Origin of the sequence: Antarctobacter jejuensis, from assembly GCF_052266595.1 — a bacterium.
Classification (GTDB): Bacteria; Pseudomonadota; Alphaproteobacteria; order Rhodobacterales; family Rhodobacteraceae; genus Antarctobacter; species Antarctobacter jejuensis.
Genome location: NZ_JBQQXJ010000005.1, coordinates 14,975 through 34,196, shown reverse-complemented (window position 1 = coordinate 34,196; position 19,222 = coordinate 14,975). Strand labels below are relative to the sequence as shown.

Sequence of the window (19,222 nt, the reverse complement as noted above, 5' to 3'; positions counted from 1 at the left end):
CACACTTCCAAAGGGATGTCCCCATGTCCGACCTGCAGCCCCTGCGCCGCGCGCTCCTTTCCGTTTCCGACAAGACCGGCCTGATCGACCTGGGCAAGTCACTGGCCGCCCGCGGGGTCGAGATCCTGTCGACCGGCGGCTCTGCCAAGGCCCTGCGCGAGGCCGGGATCGAGGTGCGCGACGTGGCCGACCTGACCGGCTTCCCCGAAATGATGGACGGCCGGGTCAAGACGCTGCACCCCAAGGTCCACGGCGGCCTGCTGGCGCTGCGCGACAACGGGATGCATGTGGCCTCGATGGCCGAGCACGGCATCGTGCCAATCGACCTGCTGGTGGTGAACCTGTATCCGTTCGAGGCGGCGCTGGCCCGCGGCGCAGAGTACGACGAGATGATTGAGAACATCGACATCGGTGGCCCGGCGATGATCCGGGCCGCGGCCAAGAACCACGCCTTTGTCACCACCATCGTCGATGTCGAGGATTACGCCGCGCTGCTGGCCGAACTGGACGCCAATGACGGCCAGACCAGCATGGAGTTCCGCCAGCGGCAGGCGCAAATCGCCTATGCCCGCACCGGTGCCTATGACGCCGCCGTCAGCACATGGATGGCCGCCGCCATCGGTGAGTCGACCCCGCGCCGCCGGGTCTTTGCCGGGGAACTGTCGCAAAGCCTGCGCTACGGCGAAAACCCGCACCAGAACGCGGCCTTCTACACCGACGGGTCCAACCGTCCTGGCGTCGCCACGGCGGAACAGCTGCAGGGCAAGGAACTCAGCTACAACAACATCAACGACACCGACGCCGCCTTTGAACTGGTGTCGGAATTCCTGCCCGCCGACGGCCCGGCCTGCGCGATCATCAAACACGCCAACCCCTCGGGCGTGGCGCGTGGCGCGACCATGAAGGACGCCTATCAGAAGGCGTTCGACTGTGACCGCACCTCTGCCTTTGGCGGGATCGTGGCCTTGAACGGCGCGCTGGACGGTGACACGGCAGAGGCGATTTCCGAGATCTTCACCGAGGTCGTGATCGCCCCCGCCATTCATCAGGACGCACGCGACATCTTTGCCAAGAAAAAGAACCTGCGCCTGATCCTTGCCCCCGGTCTGGCCAACCCGGCGCAGGCCGGTCTTGCCTGGAGGCAGGTGTCGGGCGGACTGCTGGTGCAGGACCGTGACAACGGCGCCCGCGCGCTGGAAGACCTGAAGGTGGTGACAAAAATCGCCCCGACCGAGGCGCAGATGCAGGATCTGCTGTTCGCGTGGAAAGTCGCCAAGCACGTCAAGTCCAACGCCATCGTCTACGTCCGTGACGGCGCCACCGTGGGTGTCGGCGCGGGCCAGATGAGCCGCGTCGATTCCGCCCTGATCGCCGCCAAGAAGGCCGAGCGCATGGCAGAGGCGCTGGGCCTGCCGGAACCGCTGACCAAGGGATCCGCCGTGGCCTCCGACGCCTTCTTCCCCTTCCCGGACGGGCTGATGGAAGCGGCCGCCGCCGGGGCCTCCTGCGTGATCCAGCCGGGCGGCTCGATGCGCGACGAAGAGGTGATCGCCGCCGCCGATGAGGCCGGTCTGGCGATGGTGTTCACCGGGATGCGCCATTTCCGGCACTGAGCACAGGGGCGGGCCGGGTCAGGGGGCGCTGCCCCCGCCGCCCTGCGGGCGACCCCCCCGAGGTATTTGGGCGCCCAAAGAAGCATGGGGCGTGTGCCCTCTGCGGCCCTTGGGGTCTGAAAGGCACCTTGGGGGCGTGGCGCAGCAGCGCCGGTCCCGTCGTCGGTTCCCTGTGGGCGAAGAGGCGGGCCCGCCTGCTTCCCGCTTGCACCCATGGCGCGCGCCTCTTAGGAGAAGCGCAATCCGGGGCATGGCCCCACAGATCGGGTGAGGCGGCTCTGGCACAGGCAAAGGCAAAGACGGGCGGTTTGAGGCTGGTGTTCTGGGTGACGCTGGCCATTTTCGTGCTGGATCAGCTGTCCAAGTACCTGGTTGTCCATGTCATGGGGCTTGGCAACAAGCTGTTCATAGACGTGTTTCCGCCCTTCCTGACCTTTCGCATGGCGTGGAACTATGGCGTCAACTTTGGCCTGTTTGCCGGGGATGCGGCAGCGACGCGCTGGATCCTGATCGCTGTAGCACTTGGCATCGTGCTGTTTGTCCTTGTCTGGATGCGCCGCGATCCCCCCGGAAAGCTTGGCCTGATCTCGGCCGGTTTTCTGATCGGCGGGGCGCTGGGCAATGTCATCGACCGCATCATCTATGGCGCGGTGGCGGATTTCCTGAACATGTCCTGCTGCGGCATCGACAATCCCTTTGCCTTCAACGTGGCGGATATCGCCATCTTTGTCGGCGCAATCGGGCTTGTGCTGTTTCCATCGGGTAAAAAGGCCTCGTGACGGGGCCGGATAGATGCGATAAGACCGCGAAGACTTGAATACTGGAGGGTAGCGATGCGGCGCGCGCATCTGGTGGCAATCTTGGCTCTTGCGGGCGTGGCTTCGTGCGGTGCGATCGACCGCGACAAGCCGTTGCGCGACCTGCGCAACAACAGCGGCAAGCCGCAGGAATTCGCCATCGTTCCGAACAAACCGCTGCAGTCGCCTGACAGCCTGTCGCAATTGCCGCCCCCGACACCCGGTGGCGCAAACCGGACCGACCAGACGCCCAAGGCGGACGCGGTTGCGGCGCTGGGCGGCAATCCGGCCCGTCTTGTGGCCAGCGCGGGCGTGCCCGCGGGCGATACCGCGCTGATCCAGAACGCCAGCCGGTATGGCCGCGATCCGAACGTGCGTCAGGAGCTTGCCGTCAAGGACAAGGAATTCCGCCGGTCCAAGAACATCTTCAACTGGTCGATCCTGCCGGAAGACGATTACAACCGCGTCTATCGGCGTCAGGCGCTGGACCCCTATGCATGGCTGGAACGTTACCGCCGCGCCGGTGCCCGCACGCCGGCAGCGCCGCCGGTAGAGTGAGCCGGTCCGGCTCTGCCGGTCACGTCCGCGTCACAGCGGCTTGAAGTTATCGCAGCCTCGCGTACCTAATGCAGCATCCGATGTACATGAGGATGACGCATGCGCCATTTGACCCTGCTTTCCGCCCTGGCCCTGACTTTGGCCTCGGCGATCACCGCCGCCGCGCAGGAGGCGGACCACGTCACCACCTTCGCCCTTGATAACGGCATGGACGTCGTGGTGATCGAGGATCACCGCGCGCCCGTTGTCGTGCACATGGTCTGGTATCGCGCCGGGTCGGCGGATGAACGGCCCGGGGTCTCGGGCGTCGCGCATTTCCTTGAGCACCTGCTGTTCAAGGGCACTGATACGCTGGCCCCCGGCGAATTCAGCGCCACGGTTGCCGCCAACGGCGGGTCCGACAACGCGTTTACCAGCTACGACACCACTGCCTATCACCAGCGCGTCGCCGCAGACCGTCTGGGCCTGATGATGAAGATGGAGGCCGACCGCATGGTCAATATCCGTCTTGGCGAGTCGGACATCCTGACCGAACGTGAGGTCATCATCGAAGAGCGCAACCAGCGGGTCGAAAACAGCCCCGGCGCCCTGTTCCGCGAACAGCAGAGCGCGGCGCTGTTCCTCAATCATCCCTATGGCACGCCGATCATCGGCTGGCGGCACGAGATGGAGCAGTTGGATCTGGACGATGCGCTGGCCTATTACCGCCAGTTCTATGCCCCCAACAACGCCATCCTGATCGTCGCGGGCGATGTCACCCCGGATGAGGTGCGCGCATTGGCGACCGAACATTACGGCCCGATCCCGGCCAATGCCGATCTGCCCGAACGCGCCCGCCCGACGGAACCGCGTCATCTGGCCGAACGCCGCCTGACCTATCACGATCCGCGCGTCGCGCAGCCCTATGTCACCCGGCGCTACCTTGCCCCGCCGCGCCAGAGCGGCGCGCAGGAAGAGGCGGCGGCACTGGCTCTTCTGGCGCAGGTGCTGTCCGGTGGGCAGACCTCTGTGCTGACGCAGAAACTGCAGTTCGAAACGCAGAAGGCGGTCTATACCGACGCCTATTACGACGACACGACGCTGGATTCCTCGACCTTCAGCTTTGTCGTCGTGCCCGCCACCGGCGTGACCCTCGAAGAGGCCGAAGCGGCGCTGGACGAGGTGCTGGCCGAGTTCATCGAAGAAGGCGTGGACGCGGCACAGCTTGACCGCATCAAGTTTCAGATCAAGGCGCAGCAGATCTACTCGCTGGATGATCCGGGCCGCATCGCGCGCCGCTATGGCAATGCGCTGACCACCGGCCTGACGGTCGAGGATGTTCAGCAATGGCCCGACGTGCTGCAGGCCGTCACCGGCGAACAGATCGTCGAGGCCGCCAAGACCCTGCTGGACCGCCGCAAATCGGTGACCGGCTACCTGATGAGCGATGCCACCCCGGAGGTGACCCAATGATCCGCCGTTTCGTCCTTGCCTTCGGCATGATCTGCGCGGGCTTTGCCGCCCATGCCGAAATCGAGATCCAGGAAGTGACCTCTCCCGGCGGCTTCAAGGCGTGGCTGGTCGAGGAACCCTCGATTCCCTTTGTCGCGCTGGAACTGCGCTTCATGGGGGGCAATTCGCTGGATGCGCCGGGCAAGCGCGGCGCCACCAACCTGATGGTCGGCCTGTTGGAGGAAGGCGCGGATGAGATGAACGCCCGCGACTTCGCCGAGGCGTCAGAGGCCATCGCCGCCCAGTTCAGCTATGATTCGGGGGATGACACCGTCAGCATCTCGGCCAAGTTCCTGACCGAAACCCGCGATGAGGCGATCGACCTGTTGCGCGCCTCTCTGGTCAATCCGCGCTTTGATCAGGATGCCGTGGAACGGGTGCGCCAGCAGGTGCTCTCGGGCCTGCGCTCGGACGCGACCGATCCGGATGAGATCGTCGGAGAGGTGTTCTACCGTACCGTCTTTGGCGATCACCCCTACGGCTCTCCCGACAATGGCACCATCGAAAGCGTCACCGCCCTGACGCGGGACGATATCGTCGCCGCCCACAAGGGTGCGCTGGCCCGCGACCGGGTCTATATCTCGGCCGCCGGGGACATCAGCGCCGAGGAACTGGGCGCGATCATCGACCGCCTGCTGTCGGACCTGCCGGAAACCGGCACCCCGCAGCCCGAGGATTTCGTCGTGACGACAGAGGGCGGCGTGGATGTGGTGCCCTTCGACACGCCGCAATCCGTGGCGATCTTTGGCCACAAGGGGATGAAGCGGCACGATCCGGACTTTTTCGCCGCCTACGTGATGAACACCATCCTTGGCGGCGGCGGGTTCGAGGCGCGGCTGATGCATGAGGTGCGCGAAAAGCGCGGCCTGACCTACGGCGTCTATTCCTACCTAGCGCCTCGGGATCATGCGGAACTGATCCTTGGCCGCGTTGCCTCGGCCAATGACCGGATTGCAGAGGCGGTTCAGGTGATCACGGATGTCTGGACGGACATGGCCACGAACGGCGTGACGTCAGAGGAGTTGGACGCCGCCAAGACCTACCTGACCGGCGCTTACCCGCTGCGGTTCGACGGCAATCAGCCGATTGCGCGGATTCTGGTGGGGATGCAGATGGACGGCCTGTCGCCGGATTACATCGTGACCCGCAACAGCAAGATCGAGGCGGTCACGCTGGAGGACGTCAAACGCGTCGCCGGTGAATTGCTGCAGCCCGAGGACCTGCTCTTTGTCGTCGTGGGACAGCCCGAGGGGCTGGAGACGACCGTGGGGCAGTAACTCTACACAGTGCCCAAATGAGAAGGGGCCGGAAACCTCGCTGGTTCCCGGCCCCTGTCTGTTTCCGTCCGGACCTTTGCCCGGAAAACCCGATCAGTTCATCAGGCCTGCGTGCACCAATGCGGCGTCCACCTTGGCCTTGGTCGCGTCGGTCAGCGGCACCAGCGGCAGGCGCACCTCGTCCGAACACAGGCCCAGCCGCGACATGCCGTATTTCGCACCGCACAGCCCCGGCTCGGTAAAGATCGCGATGTGCAGCGGCATCAGCCGGTCCTGAAGCTGCAGCGCCTTGGCGTAATCGCCGGACAGGCAGGCCTCCTGCAATTCCGAACAGAGCTTCGGCGCCACGTTCGCGGTGACAGAGATACAGCCGACGCCGCCCTGCGCGTTGAACCCGTGCGCCGTGCCATCCTCGCCCGAGATCTGCAGGAAATCCGTCCCGCAGGTGATCCGCTGCTGGCAGACCCGCGCCAGATCGCCGGTTGCGTCCTTGACGCCCACGATGCGCGGCAGCTTGGCCAACTCGCCCATGGTGGCGGGCGACATGTCCACGACGGACCGGCCGGGGATGTTGTAGATGATGATCGGAATATCGGCGCAGTCATGCACGGCGGTGAAATGCGCGATCAGCCCGGCCTGCGTCGGCTTGTTGTAATAGGGCGTCACGACCAGCGCGCCAGCGGCGCCGACCTTGGCCGCATATTGGGTAAAGCGGATCGCCTCGTCGGTGTTGTTGGATCCGGCCCCGGCAATCACCGGAATGCGGCCCGCCGCAGCCTCGACCACGCAGGCGATGACCTCTTCGTGCTCCCGGTGGGTCAGCGTCGGGCTTTCGCCGGTGGTGCCCACTGGCACCAGCCCGTGCGAGCCTTGCTCGACATGCCAGTTGACCAGCTTTTTGAGCGTGTCGAAATCCACGGCGCCGTCCTTGAACGGCGTGACCAGGGCAGGCATCGAACCTTTGAACATCTCACGCTCCTTCCATTTATCCTTGTTCGGCGCTCTCTTTGGTGGAAACCTGCCGACCCCGCGACTATGTGAGTTGCACAGGTCCCTGCCGAACGTATCCTTTGCAAGAAGCGTCTATTCCTTTTCATTGCGGAAAAAGCAAGCCGATGTCGCGCGTACTGCCCCTCTTGTTGCTCCTGATCACCTCCCTTCCGGCCTTTGCGCAGGACAGCGGGGCCGCCTTGGCCAAGGCCATGCAATCAATGCGCGAGGGGAACTGGGCGGCCGCCCGAATCGCGGCGCGCGGGGACGGGCAGGCGGCGGTGGACGTGATCCTCTGGCACGCGCTGCGCGCCGGGCGCGGCGATCACCGCGAAGTGCTGGATTTCATCGCCCGGCACCCGGACTGGCCCGGCATGGATTACCTGCGGGAAAAATCCGAACCCTCGATGACCGGCGCAACGCTGGACGAGATCCGCACCTTCTTTGCCGATGACCTGCCGCAGACCGGATCCGGGGCGCTGTCGCTGGCGCGGGCGCATATGGATTCCGGCAACGAAGGCGCGGCACAGGCGGATATCGTACTGGCATGGCGCACCCTGCAGATGACCAGCGATGAGCGGCGCACCTTTCTGGAACTTTGGGGCGACATCCTGAGGGAGCATCACGTCGCCCGTCTGGACATGGCGCTGTGGAACGGCTGGAGCCGCAACGCAAGCGCCATGCTGCCGCTGGTCGATGACGGCTGGCAGGCGCTGGCGCAGGCCCGGATGGCGCTGCGCACCTCCGCGCCCGGTGTCGATACGCTGATCGCCAAGGTGCCAGAGGCGCTGGCCAACGACTCCGGTCTTGCCTTCGAACGCTTTCAATGGCGCGTGCGCAAGCGGCGCACGGCGGATGCCATCGAACTGCTGCGCGAACGCTCTGCCAGCCGGACGCTGCTGGGCGAACCCTGGGCCTGGGCGCCGGAACGGGTCAACCTCGCGCGCGAACGGATGCTGGATGGCGCCTATTCCGAGGCCTATGAAATCGCCGCGCGGCATTTCCTTGTGGATGGCAGCGACTTTGCCGAACTGGAATGGATTTCCGGGTTCATTGCCCTGCGCTTTCTCGACCGGGCCGATCTGGCGGTGCAGCATTTCGAAAACTTCCGCGAGGCGGTCTGGACGCCGATCTCCGTCGGGCGCGCGGGCTATTGGCTGGGCCGCGCGCATGAGGCGATGGGCGATGCCGAGGCCGCGAAAAAGGCCTATGCGCTGGGGGCCGAATTCCAGACCTCGTTTTACGGGCTGCTGGCGGCCGAAAAGGCGGGCATCGCCCCCAACCCGACGCTGTCTGGCAAAGAGGGCTTTGCCGACTGGCGCGAGGCGGAATTCACCAAGTCCAGTGTCTTTGAGGCCGGTGTCCTCTTGCTGGCCGCCGGAGAGACCAACCTTGGCGAACGGTTCCTGACCCACCTGGCCGAGTCGCTGGACCGCGACGGCATGGGCCAGTTGGGCGAGATGCTGGCCGAGATGAAGCGCCCCCATATCGAGGTCATGCTGGGCAAGCGCGCGGCGCAATTCGGCATCGAACTGCCCGGCCCCTATTACGCGCTGCATCCGCAAGTGGTGGCGGGCGAGTACCCGGTGCCCAAGGAACTGGTCCTGTCCATCGCGCGGCGCGAATCCGAATTCGACCCGGCGGTGATCTCGGGGGCGGGTGCGCGTGGCTTCATGCAGCTGATGCCCGGCACGGCCAAGCTGGTCTCCGGCGAGCTGGGCATCGACTACGATCTGGACCGCCTGCTGACCGATCCGGCCTATAACGCGCGGCTTGGTTCCAACTATCTTGCAGGACTGGCGGACCGGTTCGACGGCAACGCGGTGATGATGGCGGCGGGTTACAACGCCGGGCCGGGCCGTCCGATCCGCTGGATGGAACGCAACGGCGATCCGCGCAATGGCGAGGTGGATATCATCGACTGGATCGAGTTCATCCCCTTCGACGAGACCCGCAATTACGTCATGCGCGTCACCGAAAGCCTGCCGGTCTACCGCGCCCGTCTGGGCAAGCCCCCGCATCCGGTGCCGTTCAGCAAGGAACTGGTGGGCAGCACGCTGAAGGCCAATCGCTGAAGCCCGGTGACTGAGGCCCAGCCGCAAAAGGGGGAGGGGCGCTGCCCCTCTGGTCCTGCGGACCATTCACCCCGGCGGTATTTGTTAAAGAGAAGAAGCGGGAAGGGGGGCCTCAGCCCTCTGTCTGGCGCGCGCGCCAGAGTGTGAACAGGCCCGCTGCCACGATCATGCCCGCGCCAAGGCCCACGTTCCAACGGATGCTTTCGCCAAAGACCACCAGCCCCAGCGCGCTGGCAAAGACCAGTTGCAGGTAGGCAAAGGGCTGCACCGCGCTGGCCTCTGCCACCTCGTAGCAGCGGATCATCAGGTAGTGTCCCAGCGCCCCGGTCAGGCACAACAGGCCCATCCATCCCCAGTCCTGGCCGGTCATCGGCTCCCAGAACCAGACCCCGATCGCCGTCGCCACGAATACCCCGGACACGCCGGTGTAGAAGAAGGAGGTCGCCGAAGAATCGCCGCGCGCCACGTAGCGCGTCAGCAGGGCGTAGAGCGCAAACATCAGCGATGCCAGGAGCGGGATCGCCGCATAGGGCGAGAAGACCCCGCCAGAGGGTTGCAGAATGATGATGACGCCCACGAAGCCGACGCCGATGGCCGTCCAGCGGCGCCAGCCCACATGCTCGCCCAGCACCGGACCGGAGAGCGCCGCCACCAAGAGCGGATAGGCGGCAAAGACCGCGTGGCTTTCGACCAGTCCCAGAAACACGAAGGCCAGCACCATGACGTTGATTTCCAGGGCCAGCAGCACGCCGCGAAAGGCCTGCAGCCAGGGAAAGGCGCTCTGCGCCGCCGCCCGCAGGCCACCCGCCTTGCGCCCCGCGACCGTCAGAACGAAAGCGGCGAAGAACCAGTAGCGGATCATCACCACCATCATCACGTTGTATTCCCCGGCCAGATGCCGCGAAATCCCGTCCTGCACCGCAAAGACAAAGGTCGTGGCGACCATCAGCCAGATTCCAAGGCGTGTGTTCTGCTCTGCCATGTCGCAGCTTTCCGGGGTTGCTGTGGTTGCGGGCGCGCGTCCCGGCGAAGCTGACGAAATAGGTCAGTCGGTCCGGGGCGGCTTGGAGGCGATCGTCATGTGACGCTTTCGGCCATAGCCCTTGATGCGGGCAACCTCAAGCCCGGCCTCCGCCAGGGCGCGCCGCACATGGCCTGCTGCCGTATAGGTGGCCGCCGTTCCGCCCGGCGGCATGTGGCGGGCAACCTCGGCCATCAGCTCGGGCGACCAGAGTTCGGGGTTCTTGGCCGGTGAAAACCCATCCAAGAACCAGGCATCCGCGCTGCCGGACCACCGGGGCAGGCTGTCACGCGCGTCGCCTGCGATCATCTCGAACCGCAGATCCGGCAGATCGAATCGCACCTGTCCCCAGCAGGGAGCCAGTTCCGCCGCCAGCACGCCGATCTCGGGAAAGCCTGCCTGCGCGCGGATCATCTCCTCTGCGGTCAGCGGATAGGCCTCGAATGTCGTGAAATGCAGCACACCCGGCGCGCCGCTCTGCCGCCACAGACGCAGCGCCGCCAGAAGGTTCAGCCCGGTGCCAAAGCCCAGTTCGGCAATCCGGAACCCGTCGCGGAACCGCTCTGGCAGGCCATTTCCGGTCAGAAAGACATGCGCCGTCTCCGCCAGACCGTTCTCCAGCGAGTAATAGGGATCGTCAAAGCGGGTCGAGACCGGCGTCTCGCCGCGCCAGTCCAGCGCGCTCTGGTCGGGCATCGGGTTTTTCCATATGAGATGCGGGTGGTTCTGGCGGGAGAGACGGCAAATGGCAAGCGTGGACGTGACGGTGCGCGGGGCCGGGATCTTTGGCCTCACCGTGGCCTGGACCTGCGTGATGCGCGGGGCGCGGGTGCGGGTGGTCGATCCCTTTGGCCCCGGTGCGGGGTCCTCTGGCGGGATCGTCGGCGCGCTGGCGCCGCATGTGCCGGAAAACTGGAACCCCAAGAAACAGTTCCAACTGGACAGCCTGCTGATGGCCGAGGCCTTCTGGGCCGGTGTCGAATCCGCGGGCGGCGTGTCGGCCGGCTATGGCCGGACGGGGCGCGTGCAGCCGGTGGCGGATGAGCGCGCGCTGGATCTGGCGCGGGCGCGGGCCGAAGGCGCGGCAGAGCTGTGGCGGGGCAGGGCAGAGTGGCAGGTGATGCGCATCGAAGAGGCCGCCGTGCTGGACGGCTTCGTGCCGCAGACGCCCAGCGGCTGGGTGATCCGCGACACATTGAGCGCCCGCATGAACCCGCGCCGGGCCTGCGCCGCGCTGGTGGCGGCCTTGACGGTGCGTGGGGCCGAGATCGTGACCGAGGCCCCGGATGAGGGCGCGGTGATCTGGGCGACCGGCTGGCAGGGATTGCGCGCGCTGACAGAGGCGCTGGGCCGTCCGGTGGGCGATGGGGTCAAGGGGCAGTCGGTGCTGCTGCGCCATGCCGCGCCCGAGGCGCCGCAGTTGTTTGTCGATGGCCTGCACCTGATCCCGCATGCGGATGGCACGCTGGCCGTGGGCTCCACCTCGGAACGCGATTTCGACGCGCCCGACAGCACCGATGGGCAATGCGATGCACTGATCGACCGCGCCTATGCCGCGGTGCCTGCGCTGCACGGGGCCACGGTGCTGGAACGCTGGGCCGGGGTGCGCCCGCGCGCCCGCTCGCGCGCGCCTTTGCTGGGCGCATGGCCGGGGCGGGCGGGGCATTACGTCGCGAATGGCGGGTTCAAGATCGGCTTCGGCATGGCGCCCAAGGTCGGCGTGGTCATGGCCGACCTCGTGTTGGAGGGACGGGACGCCATCCCCGATGGCTTCGGCTTTGACGCGCTCTGACGGGCTTAGTGGAACCAGCCGCTGCCCGGATCCCATTGATACCCGGCCCGCGCCTTGCCGTTCATGAGCGCATCGCCATAGCTATAGGACACGGCGTTGCGGTCACATTCCAGCCAGGCGATCTCGCGCCCGCCCTTTGACACCGTCACCCCGCCAAACGACCGCTCCGATCCATAGGCGTCGATCTGTCGTTCGACACCGCCATTCACGGTATAGCTGTAATCGCCGTTATAGAACGTCACGTTTTCCCAGATGTCCTTTCCGACACCCGGCCACGGCTGATAGTCCAGCCCGGCATAGGTCTCGAAAAGCTCCAGCTCGGGCCGCCCCTGCGGACCGAACCGATAGGCCGCCCCGTTCCATTCGGCGCAGACCTCCAGCGTCTTGGGACTGCCGGCGATGCGGCACCAGAGAAATTGGGCATCCGCCGAGGAACAGGCGGAAACCGCCGGTCCGGCGGACAAAAGAAAGAGTGGCAGAATGCGGAGCATGATGACCTCGGAATGAAATGAATGTCCCGCAGCCTACGCCGCGCGGCACACCCGCTCAACCCTTCGAAAACGGTCACATGCGCAGGACACGCCCGCCTGACGCGCAGCCGGAGCACCTGCTTCTTTGGGCTTGGAAATACCTCGGGGGAGCGCCGGAGGCGCGGGGGCAGAGCCCCCGATCCCGCCTCAGTCGAACTTGCGCGAGGGCGCCAGAACCTTGGCCTCGCCGATCACCACCTTCTTGCCGTCGACGGCGCAATGCGTCTCCAGCGTGACGCGGCGCTTGGCGATGTCGATGTCGACCACCTTGACCTCGGCATAGACCGTGTCCCCCGGCCGCACCGGCGCAAGGAACTTCAGCGACTGGCCAAGGTAGACGGTGCCGTGCCCGGGCAGTTGCTCGCCGATCACGGCAGAGATCAGCCCCGCGGTCAGCATCCCGTGCGCGATCCGCCCTTCAAAGATGGTGTCCTGCGCGTAATCGTCGTCCAGGTGCACCGGATTGCGGTCGGTCGAGATCTCGGCGAACATCTCGATGTCCTGATCGGTCACCTGTTTGCGCAGGTAACGCACCATGCCCATCTCGATGTCTTCGATACAGATCGTGCCGCGCGGCATGTTGTCCAACATTCGGCCCTCCATTCGCAAACCGTCCGGTAATAAACGCGCGTTTCTTTTGCGCCCTGAGTAATTTTATTACTTTGCGACTGCAGCAATGGCAAGCAAAATCTGTCCTACCTCAAGGTGCCAATGGTATAGCTCGGATTGATCATTTCCTTTTGAAGATAGGCGTTTAGCGCATCCGCCTCGGGCTGGTGCGTCGTTTTGGTCTCCTCGCGGGCCAATCCGCCGCTGATGAAGAGGGAATCGAGGTCCTCGCCCATCGCGCCGTCGATATCCGTGTGCGGGCCATCCCCGATGGCAAGGATCCCGGCATCCCCCACCCCCGGGCGGTGCTGCGCCAGACGTCGCCGCGCAAGGTCATAGATCGGCGGATGCGGCTTGCCGAAATACAGGCTCTCGCCGCCCATTTCCGTATACAGCCGGGCCAGCGCCCCGGCGCACCATTCGCGCGTCTCGCCCCTGTCCACGACGATATCGGGGTTGGCGCAGAGCAGCTTCATGCCCTTCTGCTTGGCGTACAGGAACTGCGGACGGTTCACCGCCGGATCGGCATGGGGATCGAACGGCCCGCAGCAGATGATGCCCTCGGCCTCTTCCAGGTCCACCCGCTCGATCTCGACCGGGTTGTCCAGCATGTGCAGCGGCTCGAAAAACGGCAGGTCATGCGGCTGGCCCATGAACCAGACCTTCTGCCCCACCGCGCCCTCGAACATCGCCACGCGCCCGCTGTCGCCAGAGGTGGCGATGTCGTCATAGGCGTCCTCGGGCACGCCGAAACGCACCAGCTGCTTGGCCACCTCGTGGCGCGACCGCGGCGCATTGGTCACAAGGATCACCGCGCCGCCGCGCTGCCGGTAGGCCTGCAGCGCCTCCACGGCAGAGGGGATGGCGGCAACGCCGTTATGCACACAGCCCCAGAGATCGACGAACAGCGCGTCGTAGCGGTCGGAGATCTCGGAAAGGGCGGAAATGATCTGGGTCATGGGCGCGGGTCCTGAACAACTGTCGTTGCCCCGGTCATCCCATATCGCGCCCCGGCAGGAAAGGCCCTGCTCAGGCCTGCTGGATCCGCTCGACGTGCATGCGCAATTCTTCGGTCTCGGCGCGGGCTTCGCGCAGCCCGTCCATCGCCGCCGACAGTTCGGCCTCGGTCTGCGCCAACTGGTTGGTCAGTTCCGCCTCGCGCTGCTGCAGGTATGTGATCGCCTGATCGCGCGTCTCTTCGGCCTCGTGCAGTTCCTGGCTCATCTTTTCCAGCTGATCGACGTCAGCCTGGCTGACGCGCCGGAACCGGTGAATCAGCCAATGCGCAAACCACCCAAGGGCAAAGGCCACGAACAGGATGATCGCGGTCGTGATGATGAATTCAGCTCTATTCATCCGTTGTTGCCCCTCTGCCGGCTGGCGGCCTGATCTTGCCCAGTTCCGGGTTCACCACAACCGGCTCCGGATCGACGGCATCCACGGCCTCGGGGTCCGGATCGGTCACGTCGGGGTCGGCGGCATCCACTGCCGCGCCCGAATCGCCCGGATCCTTACCTTCTTCGCCTTCTTCCGCCTCCGGTTTCAAGAGTTTGAATTCGATCCGGCGATTTGCCTCACGGCCGGTTTCGGTTCCGTTGTCGGCGATGGGCTGCACCTCGCCATAGCCTTTGACAGTGTAGGCGCGTGTCGGCACCCGGCGTCCGCGCAGCGCGTCCAGAACCGCCTGCGCCCGGTCGCGGCTCAGCTCCTGGTTCATCGCCTCGCGGCCCTGGCTGTCGGTATGTCCGCCGATCTCGATCGGGATTTCCCCGCATTGCTTCAGCAGGTCGGCCAGTTCATCGAGGATGTCCTTGGCAGAGGCGTCCAGCGTCGCCGATCCCGGCTCAAAGGTGATCTTCCGCTCGCCGATGATCTCGACGATCATGCCCTCGCATTCCTCGGGTGTCGGCAGGCCCGCAATCGGGTCCAGCGCCTCGACATATTCCACAGAGATTTCAAAGGCAGCACTTTCGCCCAGCTTGGACACCAGAAGGCTGGTGATTTCCTCGCGCGCCTCGGGATTGCCGGTCTTGCCGGCGACGATCACGTTGTCCGGCGTCACGGTTACCGCGCCATGCGCAAGGATCGACAGCGACTCGAGCCCCGCCAGCGTCCGAACGCCCCAATCCGACGGCAGCCCCTCTGTCACCCGCGCGGCAGTATAGACCGAACCGGACCCGAACCGCGCCCGCGCATAGCTGTCCGCCAGGGTGCGCGCCGTTTCAGAGGCCAGCCGCCCGCGCAGTTGCACCGCGCCTTCCGGGCTCAGCGTCGCCACGAAATCCGGCTCGCCCTCGGGCTGGGCTTCGGGCGGTTTGGGCAATTCGGCCTTCAGGGTGAACACCTCGGGCAGAGAGGTCTCCAATTCGCCGACGATCCGGTCGAACAGTGCCTGGTTGGTGCTTTCGCGCGCCACCAGAGAGATATCTGCGTTGGAAAAGGTCAGCGTACCGCCGCCCAGTTCGGACAGCTTGCCAATGCCCAGTTCCGCCGCATCGGCCCAGCGGCGCGATGGCACGCCAAGGCCCAGACGGCAGGTCGCCTTGCCCTCCAGCCCGGCGTTGGTGGCGGCCCTCAGGATGCGGTCGCGCGATTCTTCGGTATCGGCGGAACAGGTGTCCATCCGGACCCCGCTGTCGCCGATCGAAACCCGCAGCGTGAACGGAGAGATGACAGGCCGCGGCGCAGAGATTTCCAGCGCCAGCGTCATGTCCTCGGGCTTGCGCCGTGTCAGCGCGGTTTCCAGCCGTGCCCGCGCCTCGGGGCTGTCGGTCATCGCCTTGACCGCCACGCGCCCGGCCTCGACAGAGATCTTGGACCGGGGCAGGTCCTTCAGCGCGACCTCGGCATAGGTCAGCGCATCGGCCCAGCCTTCCGGCTCGGGGAAATTGGCGGTTTCCAGCAGGTCGGTCACCTCGCCGCCCTTCGCCATGCCGCGAAACACCTTCATCAACTGTTCGCGGTCGGTCGAGGCGGGGACCAGTCCGATGACGGAAATCCCGGCGTCGTTGCGCAGGATCTCCACGGAAAACTTCGGCGGGGCCATTTCTGCCGGGTCTTCGACCAGCATCTGGTCCAGCACGCGGCTGGCATCCACGACGCGTCCCGCCGAGGCCAGCGCCCGAAAGCGTGTCGCCTCATCGGGGGCGGTGCCGTGCAGGAACACCTGCAGCCCGTCCGTTTCCACCCCGGCCCATGTCAGGCCCTCGGCGTCCAGTTCGGCCAGAACCCCCGTCTGAGAGGCCTCCTCGACCACGCCGGCCGAGATATAAGCGGTCAAAAGGCTCAACCCGCCTGCCGCGAGGAAGATGCCGGATGTGACGAATACCGAGGACAGCCGCATGGGCGCATGTTTTCCTTGTTATTTTTACACCAGATACGAAAGCACGCGGGCCTTCGCAATCAGGCGATCAGCGCGACGGCGAAAAACAGCACGGGCAGCAGGCCCGCGTCGCGGTTGGATCGGAAAAGTTCCAGCAGCCGGTCGGAATCCTCCATCTTCAACCGGCGCATCTGCCAGACCATGTGCCAGCCCATCGCCCAGGGGCCCGCGATCATCAGGATCAGCGCCAAAAGGTTGCCGTCCGGTGCGGCCATCACGATGGCCAGCCCCATCAGCCCGACAGTCAGCACAAGGAATCTGCGCAGCCATTTCGGCGTCTCCTCGCCGAACAGCCGCGCGGTGGATTTCACCCCGATCAGTGCGTCGTCTTCCTTGTCCTGGTGGGCATAGATCGTGTCATAGAACAGCGTCCACGCCATGCCCGCCAGATACAGCAGCACGGCCGGCAGCTCCAGCTGCCCGCTATGCGCCGTCCAGGCCAGCAACGCGCCCCAGTTGAAGGCGATGCCCAGAAACACCTGCGGCCACCATGTGAACCGCTTGGCAAAGGGATAGACCGCGACGGGCAACAGGCTCAGCACCCCCAGCGCGATGGCCATCGGCGGAAAGGTCAGCAGGATCCCCAGCGCGATCAGGCATTGCACCGCCGCCCATCCCAGCGCCTGTTTCACCGTCACCTGACCCGATGGGATCGGCCGCGAGGCCGTTCGCGCCACCGACCCGTCGATGTCCCGGTCGGTGATGTCGTTCCACGTACAGCCCGCGCCGCGCATCAGCACCGCGCCAATCCCGCACCCGACAAAGATCCACAGGTCGAACCATCCCGCCTGTCCGTCATGCACCATCGACAACAGCAAGCCCCACCAGCAAGGCAGCAACAGCAGCCATGTGCCGATGGGCCGGTCCGCCCGGCTGAGGCGCAGGTAGGGGCGCGCCCACTCCGGCGCATGATGGTCGACCCAATTGCCCTTCACCGCGTCACGAACCTGCCCTTCGGCCTCTGGTCTCTCTTGCACGCCGGACATATGTTCCCCTCATGACGCCGAAAATCCGCCTCTTTGTAGAGCACCCCCTGAGCGGGGGACAACAGGTGACGCTGTCGCGGGAGCAGGCGCATTACCTCTTCGGCGTGATGCGGCTGACCACCGGCGCGCAGGTCGCCCTGTTCAATGGCACCGACGGCGAATGGCGGGCCGAGGTGACCCACGCGGGCAAGCGCGGCGGCACGCTGGACTGCCGCGAACAGACCGCCCCGCAAAGCCTGCCGCCCGACCTCTGGCTGCTGTTCGCGCCGATCAAAAAGGCGCGCACCGATTTCATCGTCGAAAAATCGGTCGAGATGGGCGCCCGCCGCATCCTGCCCGTGCAGACCGAATTCACCAATTCCGAACGCATCCGGCAGGACCGCCTGCAGGCCCACGCCACAGAGGCCGCCGAACAATGCGGCGCCACCTTCGTCCCCGAGGTTGCCGACCTGACCCGCCTCGACCGCCTGCTGGCCGACTGGCCCGCAGACCGTCAGTTGATGTTCTGCGACGAAGGCCGCGCCGGTCAGCCCGCCACCCTGCCGCAGACCCCCGGCCCCTGGGCCATCCTCATCGGACCAGAGGGCGGTTTCTCCGAGGCCGAGCGGACCAAACTGCACACGCTGCCCTTTGCCCACCCCGTCGCCCTTGGCCCGCGCATCCTGCGCGCCGACACCGCCGCCGTGGCCGCGCTGACGATCTGGCAGACCACACTGGGAGACTGGCAATGATCCGCAAGGCCACGCCAGAGGACAGCGTCGCCATCGCCGCCTTCCTCGACCCCCATATCGAAACCTCGATGTTCCTTCTGGGCAATCTCGAGGTGCACGGCATCGGCAACACCACCCACCGCAACGCCACCAGCTATTTCCTGCGCGAAACCGGCGACGGCATCACCGGGGTCTTCGGCTGCACCAACGGCGGTTTCCTGATGTGCCAGCTGCCCGGCCTCACCGCGACAGAGGCACAGACCTATGCCCACCTGCTCAAGGGCTACACCCTGCACGGCATGACCGGAGAGGACGCACAGGTGCGCACCATCCTTGACGCCCTGCCGGTACCTGACGACGCATGGGGCCTGAACCGGGCCGAACCGCTTTACCGCCTGTCGATCACCGGCCTGACCGCGCCGGATCAGATCCGCGCGCCGACAGAAGCGGATGTGCCCCTGCTGGCAGAATGGTACGCCGCCTACATGCAGGAAACCGAAACCGCCCCGCCGGGCGATCTGGCGCAGGCCGCCCAGACCCGCGCCGGGCAGGCCGTCGGCTCGCCCCGCGTGCGCCTGCTGATCGAGGATGGCACGCCCACCGCCATGGCGGCCTTCAATGCACGTGCGGGCACCGCCGTTCAGGTGGGCGGCGTCTATGTCCCAAAAGGCCTGCGCCGGCAGGGCCGGGGCGGGCGCGTGGTCAAGGCCCTGCTGGCCGAGGCCGCAGGGCAGGGCATCACCACCGCGATCCTCTTTGCCGCGTCCGAATCCGCCGCCCACAGCTATGAACGTATCGGGTTCGACCATATCGGCGCCTATCGCGTCGCGCTCCTGCGCGCGGCGATCACGCTGGGCGATCCCACATGATCCGCCCCGAGGCCATGAAAACCATCCGTCAGTGGCAAGAGGCGCTGATCGGCCTCGCCGTCATGGCGCTGGGCGTCTACTGGGGCTTTTTCACCGGCGGCGGGCTCTTGCACTGGATCGGCTACCTTGTCCTTGCGATCGGGATTGCGCTTGTCTTTACCGGCATTCAGCGCGGGCGCTTTCGTCAGGGCGATGGCGGTCCCGGCGTCGTGCAGATCGTCGAACGCCGGATCAGCTATTTCGGCCCGCTCTCCGGTGGCATCATCGACCTTGAGGCGCTGACCGCGCTGACCCTCGATCCCACCTCTGAACCGCCTGTCTGGCTGTTGCACGCACCGGGACAAGAGGCGCTGGCCATTCCGCTGACGGCCAAGGGTGCGGATCAGCTTTTTGACGCCTTCGCCAACCTGCCGGGCATCCGCACCGAACACATGCTGCGCCAGATGCAAGAGGGCGCGGCGCACCGGGTTGTCATCTGGCGCGCGCCTTCTGTGCGCGACACCACACGTCGCTTGCATTGAC

19 protein-coding genes are annotated in these 19,222 nt (G+C 65.8%); 10 read left to right on the top strand and 9 right to left on the bottom strand.

Annotated elements, in window-relative coordinates:
* Positions 1 to 23: 23 nt before the first annotated feature.
* From purH to ACTXGA_RS08565, 5 genes are all read left to right on the top strand, one after another.
* Positions 24 to 1,613: a bifunctional phosphoribosylaminoimidazolecarboxamide formyltransferase/IMP cyclohydrolase gene (purH, locus tag ACTXGA_RS08585; protein WP_443392741.1), complete on the top strand. Its 1,590-nt coding sequence runs from the start codon at positions 24 to 26 to the stop codon at positions 1,611 to 1,613.
* A gap of 308 nt (positions 1,614 to 1,921) precedes the next feature.
* Positions 1,922 to 2,392 carry a signal peptidase II gene (gene lspA / locus ACTXGA_RS08580; protein ID WP_443392740.1) on the top strand — a complete coding sequence of 157 codons (471 nt, stop codon included), beginning with the start codon at positions 1,922 to 1,924 and terminating at the stop codon, positions 2,390 to 2,392.
* Between the two features lie 54 nt (positions 2,393 to 2,446).
* Positions 2,447 to 2,968, top strand: a complete 522-nt coding sequence (locus tag ACTXGA_RS08575; RefSeq protein WP_443392739.1) for a DUF3035 domain-containing protein — start codon at positions 2,447 to 2,449, stop codon at positions 2,966 to 2,968.
* Positions 2,969 to 3,067: 99 nt separating this feature from the next.
* The gene (locus ACTXGA_RS08570) at positions 3,068 to 4,420 is read left to right on the top strand and encodes a M16 family metallopeptidase (protein WP_443392738.1); all 1,353 of its coding nucleotides are present in this window, start codon (positions 3,068 to 3,070) and stop codon (positions 4,418 to 4,420) included.
* Positions 4,417 to 5,736, top strand: a complete 1,320-nt coding sequence (locus ACTXGA_RS08565) for a M16 family metallopeptidase (protein ID WP_443392737.1) — start codon at positions 4,417 to 4,419, stop codon at positions 5,734 to 5,736. The genes ACTXGA_RS08570 and ACTXGA_RS08565 overlap by 4 nt, the downstream gene beginning before the upstream one ends.
* A 93-nt stretch (positions 5,737 to 5,829) precedes the next feature.
* On the opposite strand, the gene dapA is transcribed toward ACTXGA_RS08565, so the two are convergent.
* A complete protein-coding gene (gene dapA, locus ACTXGA_RS08560) occupies positions 5,830 to 6,705 on the bottom strand; it encodes a 4-hydroxy-tetrahydrodipicolinate synthase (protein ID WP_443392736.1) in 876 nt (291 codons plus the stop codon).
* A gap of 146 nt (positions 6,706 to 6,851) precedes the next feature.
* On the opposite strand from dapA, the gene ACTXGA_RS08555 reads away from it, so the two are divergent.
* Entirely contained in the window at positions 6,852 to 8,801 is a 1,950-nt protein-coding gene (locus ACTXGA_RS08555) for a lytic transglycosylase domain-containing protein (protein ID WP_443392735.1), read from the top strand.
* 112 nt (positions 8,802 to 8,913) lie between these two features.
* Here the strand turns inward: ACTXGA_RS08555 and ACTXGA_RS08550 are convergent, their stop codons facing one another.
* A complete protein-coding gene (locus tag ACTXGA_RS08550; protein WP_443392734.1) occupies positions 8,914 to 9,783 on the bottom strand; it encodes a DMT family transporter in 870 nt (289 codons plus the stop codon).
* Positions 9,784 to 9,846: 63 nt separating this feature from the next.
* Complete coding sequence (gene mnmC2, locus ACTXGA_RS08545; RefSeq protein WP_443392733.1) at positions 9,847 to 10,518, bottom strand: tRNA (5-methylaminomethyl-2-thiouridine)(34)-methyltransferase MnmC2; 672 nt, start codon at positions 10,516 to 10,518, stop codon at positions 9,847 to 9,849.
* 49 nt (positions 10,519 to 10,567) lie between these two features.
* Here mnmC2 and ACTXGA_RS08540 point away from each other — a divergent pair, with 49 nt between their 5' ends.
* Positions 10,568 to 11,614, top strand: a complete 1,047-nt coding sequence (locus ACTXGA_RS08540; protein WP_443392732.1) for an NAD(P)/FAD-dependent oxidoreductase — start codon at positions 10,568 to 10,570, stop codon at positions 11,612 to 11,614.
* Between the two features lie 5 nt (positions 11,615 to 11,619).
* On the opposite strand, the gene ACTXGA_RS08535 is transcribed toward ACTXGA_RS08540, so the two are convergent.
* From ACTXGA_RS08535 to ubiA, 6 genes are all read right to left on the bottom strand, one after another.
* Positions 11,620 to 12,105: a hypothetical protein gene (locus ACTXGA_RS08535; protein ID WP_443392731.1), complete on the bottom strand. Its 486-nt coding sequence runs from the start codon at positions 12,103 to 12,105 to the stop codon at positions 11,620 to 11,622.
* A 186-nt stretch (positions 12,106 to 12,291) separates the two neighbouring features.
* The gene (locus ACTXGA_RS08530) at positions 12,292 to 12,735 is read right to left on the bottom strand and encodes a MaoC family dehydratase (protein WP_443392730.1); all 444 of its coding nucleotides are present in this window, start codon (positions 12,733 to 12,735) and stop codon (positions 12,292 to 12,294) included.
* A 104-nt stretch (positions 12,736 to 12,839) separates the two neighbouring features.
* On the bottom strand, positions 12,840 to 13,712 hold the full coding sequence (locus ACTXGA_RS08525; RefSeq protein WP_443392729.1) for a TIGR01459 family HAD-type hydrolase: 873 nt from the start codon (positions 13,710 to 13,712) through the stop codon (positions 12,840 to 12,842).
* A gap of 70 nt (positions 13,713 to 13,782) precedes the next feature.
* Positions 13,783 to 14,109, bottom strand: a complete 327-nt coding sequence (locus tag ACTXGA_RS08520; protein ID WP_443392728.1) for a hypothetical protein — start codon at positions 14,107 to 14,109, stop codon at positions 13,783 to 13,785.
* The gene (locus ACTXGA_RS08515) at positions 14,102 to 16,096 is read right to left on the bottom strand and encodes an OmpA family protein (protein ID WP_443392727.1); all 1,995 of its coding nucleotides are present in this window, start codon (positions 16,094 to 16,096) and stop codon (positions 14,102 to 14,104) included. Before ACTXGA_RS08515 ends, ACTXGA_RS08520 begins: the two co-directional genes overlap by 8 nt.
* Positions 16,097 to 16,155: 59 nt before the next feature.
* A complete protein-coding gene (gene ubiA / locus ACTXGA_RS08510; RefSeq protein WP_443392726.1) occupies positions 16,156 to 17,121 on the bottom strand; it encodes a 4-hydroxybenzoate octaprenyltransferase in 966 nt (321 codons plus the stop codon).
* 11 nt (positions 17,122 to 17,132) lie between these two features.
* Here ubiA and ACTXGA_RS08505 point away from each other — a divergent pair, with 11 nt between their 5' ends.
* From ACTXGA_RS08505 to ACTXGA_RS08495, 3 genes are read left to right on the top strand one after another with little or no spacing between them, the layout of a single operon-like run.
* On the top strand, positions 17,133 to 17,852 hold the full coding sequence (locus ACTXGA_RS08505; protein ID WP_443392725.1) for a 16S rRNA (uracil(1498)-N(3))-methyltransferase: 720 nt from the start codon (positions 17,133 to 17,135) through the stop codon (positions 17,850 to 17,852).
* The gene (locus ACTXGA_RS08500) at positions 17,849 to 18,700 is read left to right on the top strand and encodes a GNAT family N-acetyltransferase (RefSeq protein WP_443392724.1); all 852 of its coding nucleotides are present in this window, start codon (positions 17,849 to 17,851) and stop codon (positions 18,698 to 18,700) included. The genes ACTXGA_RS08505 and ACTXGA_RS08500 overlap by 4 nt, the downstream gene beginning before the upstream one ends.
* On the top strand, positions 18,697 to 19,221 hold the full coding sequence (locus ACTXGA_RS08495; protein WP_443392723.1) for a hypothetical protein: 525 nt from the start codon (positions 18,697 to 18,699) through the stop codon (positions 19,219 to 19,221). The genes ACTXGA_RS08500 and ACTXGA_RS08495 overlap by 4 nt, the downstream gene beginning before the upstream one ends.
* The last annotated feature ends 1 nt before the right edge of the window (position 19,222 follow it).

Excerpts from the sequence above, each read along its gene's own strand:
- ACTXGA_RS08500 (WP_443392724.1), top strand. The coding sequence starts at position 17,849 with ATGATCCGCAAGGCCACGCCAGAGGACAGCGTCGCCATCGCCGCCTTC.
- ACTXGA_RS08540 (WP_443392732.1), top strand. The coding sequence starts at position 10,568 with ATGGCAAGCGTGGACGTGACGGTGCGCGGGGCCGGGATCTTTGGCCTC.
- dapA (WP_443392736.1), bottom strand. The coding sequence starts at position 6,705 with ATGTTCAAAGGTTCGATGCCTGCCCTGGTCACGCCGTTCAAGGACGGC.
- ACTXGA_RS08530 (WP_443392730.1), bottom strand. The coding sequence starts at position 12,735 with ATGTTGGACAACATGCCGCGCGGCACGATCTGTATCGAAGACATCGAG.
- ubiA (WP_443392726.1), bottom strand. The coding sequence starts at position 17,121 with ATGTCCGGCGTGCAAGAGAGACCAGAGGCCGAAGGGCAGGTTCGTGAC.
- purH (WP_443392741.1), top strand. The coding sequence starts at position 24 with ATGTCCGACCTGCAGCCCCTGCGCCGCGCGCTCCTTTCCGTTTCCGAC.
- ACTXGA_RS08555 (WP_443392735.1), top strand. The coding sequence starts at position 6,852 with ATGTCGCGCGTACTGCCCCTCTTGTTGCTCCTGATCACCTCCCTTCCG.
- ACTXGA_RS08550 (WP_443392734.1), bottom strand. The coding sequence starts at position 9,783 with ATGGCAGAGCAGAACACACGCCTTGGAATCTGGCTGATGGTCGCCACG.
- ACTXGA_RS08570 (WP_443392738.1), top strand. The coding sequence starts at position 3,068 with ATGCGCCATTTGACCCTGCTTTCCGCCCTGGCCCTGACTTTGGCCTCG.
- mnmC2 (WP_443392733.1), bottom strand. The coding sequence starts at position 10,518 with ATGCCCGACCAGAGCGCGCTGGACTGGCGCGGCGAGACGCCGGTCTCG.
- ACTXGA_RS08565 (WP_443392737.1), top strand. The coding sequence starts at position 4,417 with ATGATCCGCCGTTTCGTCCTTGCCTTCGGCATGATCTGCGCGGGCTTT.
- ACTXGA_RS08575 (WP_443392739.1), top strand. The coding sequence starts at position 2,447 with ATGCGGCGCGCGCATCTGGTGGCAATCTTGGCTCTTGCGGGCGTGGCT.
- ACTXGA_RS08525 (WP_443392729.1), bottom strand. The coding sequence starts at position 13,712 with ATGACCCAGATCATTTCCGCCCTTTCCGAGATCTCCGACCGCTACGAC.
- ACTXGA_RS08520 (WP_443392728.1), bottom strand. The coding sequence starts at position 14,109 with ATGAATAGAGCTGAATTCATCATCACGACCGCGATCATCCTGTTCGTG.
- ACTXGA_RS08505 (WP_443392725.1), top strand. The coding sequence starts at position 17,133 with ATGACGCCGAAAATCCGCCTCTTTGTAGAGCACCCCCTGAGCGGGGGA.
- ACTXGA_RS08535 (WP_443392731.1), bottom strand. The coding sequence starts at position 12,105 with ATGCTCCGCATTCTGCCACTCTTTCTTTTGTCCGCCGGACCGGCGGTT.
- ACTXGA_RS08495 (WP_443392723.1), top strand. The coding sequence starts at position 18,697 with ATGATCCGCCCCGAGGCCATGAAAACCATCCGTCAGTGGCAAGAGGCG.
- ACTXGA_RS08515 (WP_443392727.1), bottom strand. The coding sequence starts at position 16,096 with ATGCGGCTGTCCTCGGTATTCGTCACATCCGGCATCTTCCTCGCGGCA.